This is a genomic window from Acidiphilium rubrum, from assembly GCF_900156265.1.
Taxonomy (GTDB): domain Bacteria; phylum Pseudomonadota; class Alphaproteobacteria; order Acetobacterales; family Acetobacteraceae; genus Acidiphilium; species Acidiphilium rubrum.
The window spans coordinates 1-8,849 of record NZ_FTNE01000054.1 but is presented as its reverse complement, the minus strand read 5'-3'; the positions used below and the strand labels follow the sequence as shown (position 1 = coordinate 8,849).

Genomic DNA, 8,849 nt, shown 5'->3' with positions numbered 1-8,849 from the left:
GATGGCGTCTATCTGCAGGCACGGATGGAACCGCAGGCAGAGTGCATGCTGGTGCTGATCGGCGCCACCCCCGAGGGCCGGAAAGAGTTGATCGGTTTTCAGGTGGGCATGCGGGAAAGTGCGCAGAGCTGGCACGAGCTGCTGGTGGATCTGAAGGCCCGGGGTCTGACCATCGCACCGCAGGTCGCCACCGGGGACGGGGCGCTCGGCTTCTGGAAGGCGATCGAGGAGGTCTGGCCGAGGACATGCCATCAGCGCTGCACGGTCCACAAAACCGCCAATGTGCTGAACAAGATGCCGAAGGTGCTCCAACCGGCCGCCAAGGCCGATCTGCGTGAAATCTGGACGGCGCCGGATCGTGCGGCGGCCGAGGCGGCGATTACAAAGTTCGTTGAGAAATACGGCTTGAAGTACGACAAGGCGGTGACCTGTCTGGTCAAGGACCGTGATGCGCTGCTGACCTTCTACGATTACCCGGCCGAGCATTGGGAGCATCTGCGGACCTCCAACCCGATCGAGAGCGTGTTCGCCACCGTTCGCCATAGAACGGTCCGAACCAAGGGCGCGCTGTCGCAGGACACCGCCCGGTTCATGGTCTTCAAACTCGTCACAGCAGCCGCCAAAACCTGGCGCAAACTCAACGGAGAAAACCAGTTGCCCAAGGTCATCCAGGGCATTACTTTCCGGGACGGCGTCGAGGTGATCGAGACGCCAGCACAGAACGCCGCCTGATCACCGCCATCACCCAATTTCCACCATAGCTCTGGGGGCTCTGATTCTATGCTCTGAAAACGACAAGGTCGTCATTTTTAGTAGCCGCTGATGTGCGAGCAGACGGGGTGAGTGGTGACGAGGAGGGTACTATGTAAACCTTTCCAAAGCCCCCTTGAGATATTCTTGAGCAAAAACTAGAAAAAGGTCTTAACCAATAGCCCCTTTTTTTTTATTTCCGTGCCAGTTATCCCCGTTATCCACAGAAACTATGTCCCAACTACAGGTAAAGTATACCGGTTTTTTTATAGGTCAAGTTATAGGGTTAGGCGGGGGGTAATCGCCCGAAGGATTTGGGGGGCGACCGACCGAGAGTCGCGGAGTGATCGCCCGAAAACGTGGGGGGTGATCGCCTGTTGATAACATTTCTTATTCACAGCGGCGAATTAGCGACTCGGATCTCGGTGATACTCTTTTCTCGTGTGGCCTAGGTTTAGCGGAGATTTATCGTCCACCCAATGAAGAGGGGGTAATCGCCCGAATTATCTAGAATGGGGGTGATTGTTCGAACTTGTGGGCGACGGCTGTAAGGGGGGCAATCGCCCGAACTTGATTGAGTGGAGAGGGGGGTGATCGCCCGAACTGGCGCCCGCGATATGTTTGAGGGGGGGGTGATCGCCCGAATTGATGTGCTCGATACGCTTAAGGGGGGGCGATCGACCGAACTGGCGCCCGCGATACGCTTGTGGTGGGGGGTGATCGCCCGAATTGACGTGCTCAATACGCTTAAGGGGGGGCGATCGACCGAACTGGCACCCGCGATATGTTTGAGGGGGGGTGATCGCCCGAACTATCCCCGAGGACTACGCCGGTAATCGCGGTCTTGATGGCTGATCTTAGATGGTGACCCAGTCGGCGACCGCGCGGAATACAGGGGAAATCCGGACTACGTATCGAGGTACCACTGAAGGCGAGAGGGCCTACCTGACTAGGCATTAACTGCTACGCTGGGCACAGAGAACTTCTTATGAACAACTCCTTCCCGTAGCGGCAGGCGGCGCAGACCCGACCGATACCGACGATCAAGGGCGGGAAGCGGAGATGCGGAGTTGCAGATGTGCTCAACGAGCGTCGATCTGAAATCATCATGGTAGGTCGTGTAACACCTTGCTCGTCGACGGAACCCTCAAGGAGGTCCAGCCACCGGCCGCCGCTAGCCTGGGTTCATCACAAGCCCCAAACCCGAGTAAGATCGGGAAGCGGCCCTCGCATAGACCCTGGCATAGGGTTGGACGGCATTAAAAGGGGGGGTAATCGCCCGACTTAGGAAAAAGGGGGGGGTAATCGCCCGAACTGCCCGAAAGAGGGGGGGTGATTGACCGAGTTAGACTCCTGACCGTTCACTCTGGCGCAACGGTAAGCCCGTTGGTATTTTTTGCCCGCCGACGGTACAGACTCAACTAGCCTCCAGCCTCGCGCCGCCAATGATAGTTTTGGGGACCGGCGGCCTCGATGGCAGTAGTATGTAGCCCCCACGAACCTCGTCCATTCGCGCGTCAGGATAGACGGCCCGAACCGACAGAAGCGAGCGTTGGAAAGTTCGCTTGAAATCTCGCGTATCGTGATATTCCTGACCAAACTGGCTCGCGAGATTTGCCCATGTGACGCGCTCTCCGGTCACGCGTGCTACTCGGTGTAAGCGGTGCGACAGCCACGTGTAGATGTCGAGGGCAAGAGACGACCCTTGCAGCGCTGCCAAGGCACGGGGATCCAGAGGGACTGCGGCATCGACGAGTGACTCGTAGAATTTCGTAGTGAGTTGGATGATTCCGGCTTCCAGATCGTCGCTGCCATCTGGTGCTCGCCAGGTGGAAAAGCGCTCGATAGGTTTGGCATCGATGGTGGTGTTCCCATAGCCGAGTGTCATACGACACGCCGAAAGCGCCCGCATCTGCAATCGAAAAGTTCGGTAGTCGCGGCCGTTTGTGCCGATGCCGATCCGCCGCATGAAATCGTGGAGCGACCGCCCTACTTCAACCACTGGTGACTTCGTCCGAACGGCTTCCGTGCTGATGTGGACGAGTGCCAACCGAGGCTTGGGACCGTAGGGCAGGGGTTGCTGCATCCAGGTCTGGTTGGAGTAGAGGCTCCCCGCCTCAACTAGCAGGGACGCGATCCCATTCCGGCGCTCGAATCGTAGGCCTTCAGTGGCCCGCCTAGGCAACCCGACCTGACACAGGACCGTATGCAGGAAATCGGGCCGTTCGGGAGCGGTCTCCGCGATTTCCGTGGCAAAACGAATGATTCTGGCGGTCTCTCTGCTCAGAGGTGCAAAGAGGTCGCCTTGCCCCTCGCTGCCCTCGTGGCCCTCGCTACTCTCAGTCATCTTGCTTCCTCCCCCGGCGGTACCACGCCTCCATCGTTTTCAAACTGGAGTCCGGTCCGTTCAAACGCTGACTTGATCGCTGCCTTGATGGCAGGAAGGACGATGGCGCCTCGCTCAAACCTAATCACGGTGGAACGCCCAACCTGGGCGGCCTGAGCCAAGTCATCGACAGTGAGTTTGACCGCAGCTCTCGCCATCCTGCACTGGGTGCTCGTAATCATATCAAGGCCGATTCTTCAGTTTATCTGACACCTACGGTATCAGATGAATCCGAGCCGGCACAAGAAAAAAGGGGGAACGGCCGAGTCGGCGCCAATGGAGTGGGTGGTAACTCCGTGTTCGAAATTGAGATTCATCCGTTTCGCTGAGTCCGTTGGCCATCATTAGGGCTTTGCGTCGGCATTCGCGAGTTCATCGGACAGGATCGTGAGTCCCTCGACCGAGAGTTCCCGCAGCGCGAGGGCGAGCATCGTGGCCCAGCGCGGCACGGTGGCCCGATCTCGGCACCAATTGTTGACTTGGCGGGCAGTGACGCCGCTGAGGCGGGCGAAGCCGGCCTGGCTGACGTCTGCTTGGCTCAACAGGGCGGCGAAAGCTGACCCAGAGATCGTTTCCATAGCTTCTACATAGAACGCAGTTCTATGCCAAACGCAAGCCGATGGCCTGCTGTCTATGACAGGGGGCGACCTATGCGCGATAATGACTATTATCGCGCGTAGTGCAATTATTTGGGTTGCTATCGCCCCGATGCGGGCCTATCGGTCGAATCATGGTCGATCAACATTCCGAATCGGGTCGGACTCTCGACGGTGAGATCCTGGCCGATCCCGCGGAAAACCCAGGCATCGCGGTCGCGCCGGCCCTGACGCCGGCTGGCCAAGCGGCTCTGGCACGGGCGCAGGCGTTCGCGCGCCAGGCGGTCTCGCCCGCGACCCTGCGCGCCTACAAAGCGGACTGGACCCATTATGCCGCATGGTGCGATCAGACCGGCTTTGTCCCGGTACCGGCAACCCCGGCCGTGGTGGGTGCTTATCTCTCCAGCCTCGCCGGCTCTCATGCGCCGACCACGATCCGCCGGCGCCTCGCGGCGATCGGCACGATGCACCGGTTCAATGATCTGCCGTGGAACCCAGCCCATGGCGATATCCAGCATCCGCTGCGTGGCGCGCTCCGCAATCACGGTCGCGCGGTGCAGAAGGCGGCGGCATTGACACTGCCGATGCTGCGCCAGCTGGTCGCCACCTGCGATCGCACCGCGCGCGGCCGGCGTGATCGCGCGTTGCTGCTGATCGGCTTTGCAGCGGCGCTGCGCCGCTCGGAACTGGTGGCGCTGCAGGTCGATGATATCGCCGAGGACGCACGCGGGCTGCGGCTTCGCATCCGGCGTGGCAAGACCGATCAGGCAGGGGAGGGGGCTGAGATCGGCGTGCCGCGTGGTCGCCATGTCGAGACCTGTCCGGTCCGGGCGTTCCAGGACTGGATGGAGATCGCCACCCGCAAGTCAGGACCCTTGTTCCGCCGGATCAGTACCGGTTACACCATCGGGGATGTCGGGATGCATCCGGATGCGGTGCGGCGGATCCTGGCCTATCGCGCCGAGATGGCCGGGCTGGTGATCGAGGGGTTCGATCGCCTGAGCGCCCACGCGCTGCGCGTCGGCTTCATCACCGAGGCCTACGCCAAAGGGGTGCGTGACGAGGATATCATGCGCCACACGCGTCACCGCACCCAGAGCGTGATGCGCGGCTACGTCCAGCGCGCCGGTCTGGTCAGTGACAGCCCGGCCGGCATGCTCGATCTCTGATGGCGCTCCGGTTTCCGTGGGAGACCGAGCCTGATCCGCCCGAATCGGTCATCACGCCGGCGCGCCAGCCTCTGCCGCCCCCGCTGCCGAAACCCCGGGGGCGTCGGCCGTCTGGCCCGTCCCGATCGGATACACCGCAGACCGCGACGCCCATTTCGATCTGGCGGTATCACCACCTGACGATCAAAGGTCCATCGGCCGAGCTCGAGGCGTTTGCAACGGCCGCGCGGGGCCCCGGTATCATTCCTTGGGAGATGAATGGTGCGGCGATCGAGGAGGATATTTTTATCCGCGCGGTGAGTCACGCTGGCGGGCAGCGGAGCCTCTCGGTCGCGGGTTGCCGTATTCTCGCCCGTCAGTTCCGGGATCGCATCGAGGCCCGCGAGGCCAGGGCCCGAGACCGGATCGGGGTCAGCCGCGCGTGCCCGTTCGATCTGCAGGTCCTGGTCCCGATCCCGCCTGCGATCTTGACGCTCGGGCATGATCATCCGACCGCGCTGGCCTGGTTGTCCCGCCATTGGGGGATTAGCGATCTGCCACGGCAGGTAATTGTGCGCCCCGACGCGGGGCCGGGGAGACGACAGAAAACCGGTCATGGCGTTCTCGGGTATGGGTTCTTCACGGCGGAGACCTCCCCGCGACCAGCACTCACCGCCATTGCCGAGGCCTGGCCGGGTCTGAAATTCCAGCTGCTGCCGATCACAACGGATTGATCGCCACTATGGATGGGTCATCCGGCACGGTGGACGGGGCAGGGGAGGGGGGATCGCCGCATCTGACGCTGGATGGGTTCGACGGATCGTTGGCCCTGCTACTGGCCCAGGCGCGGGCGCATCAGATTGATCTGTCGACGCTGCGTCTACCTGAACTGATCGACCAATTGGCTGACCGATTGGAAAGGGCGCGGGCGACAATCCCGCTGGGCCATCAGGCGGATTGGGTGGTGATGGCATCCTGGATTCTGCTGTTGCGGTCTGACCTACTGTTGCCACGGGATGCGCCGGCGCAAGAGGCGGCGGAACGACGTGCGTCTGACCTGCGGGACCGTTTGGTCGCGTTGCAGGAAATCCAGGCGCTGGGCGCGTGGCTGGAGCAGCGGCCGCAGTTGGGACGGGATGTTTTTCCGCGTGACCGATCCGAGGCGATCGGGAGCGTGGTCGGCGGTTCCATCGAGGTTGATATGATCGCCTTTCTCTGGGCGTGTCTGGAACAGTTCGATGATCCCGCCGACGCCGTCGATACACGGCCAATCTATCGTCTGCCGGCACTGGACCTGTATGATATTCCGGAAGCCCGCGACCGGATCCTGCGACTGCTGGCCGAAAGCGGAGGGGCGCTCAGCCTCGGGCAGCTGTTGCCGGGCCCCAACCAGCAGATGGCTCAACCCCAAACGGAAACCCGTTTGCGTCGGCGCTCGGCGTGGTCGAGTACGTTCGTCGCTGGCCTGGAGCTTGCCAAACAAGGCGATGTCGAGCTGGCGCAGGCGGAAGATTTCGATCCCATCATCGTCAGCGTCAGTTCCGGCGACCAACCTCCGCCGAATATTTCTTCGACGCCTTCCGCTTCGCCGTAGCCCAATCCTCTCAGTGTCTGACCGAAAATTAAGGTGAGTGATTTCAGTCCAGGCCACATGATCCTCCATTGTCTTCGCAACCAATAGAGAATCATAACCAACTGAAATCACTCACCTTAATTTTCGGTCAGACACTAAGGGAAACTGACAAACGGGGAGTTGATCAGTCGGTGCTGTGTCCTCGCGTCATGCTGCGCAGCCAGAGGGCCAAGGCAAGCGCGCTCAGCGGCGGCACGCCGAGGCCGAGGAAAGCGAATTTCCAGCCGAGCCACCCGATCAGCGCGCCGCCGAGCGCGTTGGAAAATGCGGCACCGATGCCCTGGACCGTCATGACGAAACCCAGGATCGTCTGGGTCCGGCCTGAGCCCCAGGACAGATCCGCCGCGAGGGGTGGCGTGATGACGCCGATGGTGCCGGCGCCGGCGGCATCGAGGATTTCGACCGGAATCAACCAGATCGGTGCGATCCCGAAGGCGGCGACTACGGCGCGGACCGGCAGCAGAGCGCAGGCGCCGATCAGCAAGGGCACGCGGCCGATTTGTTCGGCGAGGCGGCCGGCGCCGATCGCGACGCCGATCATCGCAAATTGCGAGACGATGACGCAGAGCGACATCCAGCGGGTTGCGTCGTTGCCGTGGGCGCCGCCGAAATGGGCGAGGCGCAGGCCGAGCAGGGGTAGCATCGCGCCGTTGCCAAGGTTGAAGAACAGCAAGGTGACCGCGAAGATAAATACCGGCCGCTGGCGGACGAAGTCGCGGAATCCCATGGGTTCGCCGCCGCTGGCAAGACCGATGCGACTGCTGGCGCCGGTCGGGGCTTTCAGGATAACGAGGGTGATCAGGGTCAATGCCGCCATGCCGGCGAGGACGAGCAGCGGCATATTGGCTCCGTAGTGTCGGGCGCCGAGGAAAATCAGGATGGCGGCGGAGACGTTGCCGGCGTTGCTCCAGGCGGAATTTCGCCCTTGCTGGCTCGGGAAATGGCGCTTGCCGACATAGAGGATGGTGGTGGCGGCCATCGCGGGTCCGACCACGGCGGCACCCATCGCCTGGATCATCTCGCCGGCGATGACATAGGGTAGGGCATGACCGATGACCATGGTCGCGACGCCGAGCAGGATCAGGGAAGAGCCGGCCATCACCAGGCGTTTCGGCCGACCGAACCGGTCGACCAGTGCGCCGCCCGGCGTGTTGAGCAGCAGGCCAAACACGCCGCCGAGCGTCATGATCAGGCCGATGCGCTCGGGCGACCAGTGCAGCGCCTCGGCGAACCAGGTGGGCAGAAACGGGCCGAGGCCGCCAGCGACATCGGCCAGGAAGAAATTCACCGCCGCAGAGGAAGCAGGGTCGAACATCGCTCTTGGATATCGGATTGGTGGGCTTCGGACTGTCGCTTCTGATATAGGGGCCGATCACCTGCTTGATGTTCCCGCGTCCGAATTTAAGGGCGTATTTCAGTCGTATGTGGATAATCCGGCAACGACGTTCCATGTGAATATGAATGGTTTTATTGGGGATTCGACTGAAGAGATGATCAACAATGAAATTGGGTCTGGCTCGTATACGGGATACGAGTTGCAACAGCTCAACGCCGCTGGACGCTTACCCCAGGTCAACTTCTACCAAAATGGAGCCGGAACGTTGGTTCCGAACCCCTTCTGATGAGCAATAATCCAATATTTCAGTCAACGAGAAGTTTTGTCCTTTTCAGCTACAACGCTGGCCATGGCCTATTGTTGCTTAGAAGCCGAAAGACAAAAGAAAACCCGACTCGCATTGACGTGCTGTTGCAGGATGTCCGTGCAATGGAGATTCGTTCCTGGTTTGACGGCGTGACTATTGAGGAGGTTGACCAGGACTATTTGAGCGACTTTCGAAGCAACCCTGTCGATATGATTGAACCCGGAAATAAGGTTTATTCTGTCACCGGGACCGGCTGGCACGGCTTTGTGGTTGGTGGGATTCTTTCTGCGCGAGAAGACGAAGGCGAATATATGGCGCCCAGCGGCTTGATGTGAATTCGGCATCCCCTCCGGTCCCTGAATGCGGATTCCGGAGAATTCGCCCATTGATTCCGATTTTAATTCGCCCACCATTCCGACCTTTATTCGCCCAGGAATTCCGAGATTTATTCGCCCGGGTGGTGGTCTCTGTGGCTACTGATTTTGTTGCTCTCTCGTTCTCCTGGGGTCAAGCGTTTTTTGGGCTGGACTTTCTGGTCTTACGCAGGCTTTCGCCGCTGAGTTCGATCCGGTGGGCATTGTGGATCAGACGGTCGAGGATGGCGTCCGCATAGGTTGGGTCACCAATCACGTCGTGCCATTGCGCCGGCGGAATTTGACTGGTGATGATCGTCGAGCGGCGCCCGTAGCGTTC

At 60.8% G+C, this 8,849-nt stretch carries 10 protein-coding genes; 5 read left to right on the top strand and 5 right to left on the bottom strand.

The features are described from left to right. Nucleotides 1–732: IS256 family transposase (locus BW994_RS18300; protein WP_076454837.1), on the top strand; the 732-nt coding region annotated here is incomplete at its 5' end. A 1,435-nt stretch (nucleotides 733–2,167) separates the two neighbouring features. Here the strand turns inward: BW994_RS18300 and BW994_RS18295 are convergent. The 3 genes from BW994_RS18295 to BW994_RS18285 all read right to left on the bottom strand — a co-directional run bounded on the left by BW994_RS18295 (nucleotide 2,168) and on the right by BW994_RS18285 (nucleotide 3,678). Beyond that, on the bottom strand, nucleotides 2,168–3,097 hold the full coding sequence (locus BW994_RS18295; protein ID WP_051657654.1) for a replication protein RepA: 930 nt from the start codon (nucleotides 3,095–3,097) through the stop codon (nucleotides 2,168–2,170). Beyond that, entirely contained in the window at nucleotides 3,094–3,294 is a 201-nt protein-coding gene (locus BW994_RS18290) for a helix-turn-helix domain-containing protein (protein ID WP_245594239.1), read from the bottom strand. The genes BW994_RS18295 and BW994_RS18290 overlap by 4 nt, the downstream gene beginning before the upstream one ends. Nucleotides 3,295–3,480: 186 nt before the next feature. Then, nucleotides 3,481–3,678: a helix-turn-helix domain-containing protein gene (locus tag BW994_RS18285; protein ID WP_139334223.1), complete on the bottom strand. Its 198-nt coding sequence runs from the start codon at nucleotides 3,676–3,678 to the stop codon at nucleotides 3,481–3,483. Between the two features lie 188 nt (nucleotides 3,679–3,866). Here BW994_RS18285 and BW994_RS18280 point away from each other — a divergent pair, with 188 nt between their 5' ends. From BW994_RS18280 to BW994_RS18270, 3 genes are read left to right on the top strand one after another with little or no spacing between them, the layout of a single operon-like run. Beyond that, complete coding sequence (locus BW994_RS18280; RefSeq protein WP_051657655.1) at nucleotides 3,867–4,901, top strand: tyrosine-type recombinase/integrase; 1,035 nt, start codon at nucleotides 3,867–3,869, stop codon at nucleotides 4,899–4,901. Further along, complete coding sequence (locus BW994_RS18275) at nucleotides 4,901–5,614, top strand: hypothetical protein (protein WP_029314158.1); 714 nt, start codon at nucleotides 4,901–4,903, stop codon at nucleotides 5,612–5,614. The genes BW994_RS18280 and BW994_RS18275 overlap by 1 nt, the downstream gene beginning before the upstream one ends. Further along, nucleotides 5,611–6,474 (top strand): segregation and condensation protein A, encoded by an 864-nt coding sequence (locus tag BW994_RS18270; RefSeq protein ID WP_217696480.1) that lies wholly within the window; start codon nucleotides 5,611–5,613, stop codon nucleotides 6,472–6,474. The genes BW994_RS18275 and BW994_RS18270 overlap by 4 nt, the downstream gene beginning before the upstream one ends. 163 nt (nucleotides 6,475–6,637) lie before the next feature. Here the strand turns inward: BW994_RS18270 and BW994_RS18265 are convergent, their stop codons facing one another. Further along, the gene (locus tag BW994_RS18265) at nucleotides 6,638–7,828 is read right to left on the bottom strand and encodes an MFS transporter (RefSeq protein ID WP_081849232.1); all 1,191 of its coding nucleotides are present in this window, start codon (nucleotides 7,826–7,828) and stop codon (nucleotides 6,638–6,640) included. A gap of 306 nt (nucleotides 7,829–8,134) precedes the next feature. Between BW994_RS18265 and BW994_RS19470 the strand changes: the two genes are divergently transcribed. Beyond that, nucleotides 8,135–8,491, top strand: a complete 357-nt coding sequence (locus BW994_RS19470) for a hypothetical protein (RefSeq protein WP_139334222.1) — start codon at nucleotides 8,135–8,137, stop codon at nucleotides 8,489–8,491. A 172-nt stretch (nucleotides 8,492–8,663) separates the two neighbouring features. On the opposite strand, the gene BW994_RS18255 is transcribed toward BW994_RS19470, so the two are convergent. Next, nucleotides 8,664–8,849 (bottom strand): ATP-binding protein (locus tag BW994_RS18255; RefSeq protein WP_175612148.1); only part of this gene is annotated, 186 nt, incomplete at its 5' end.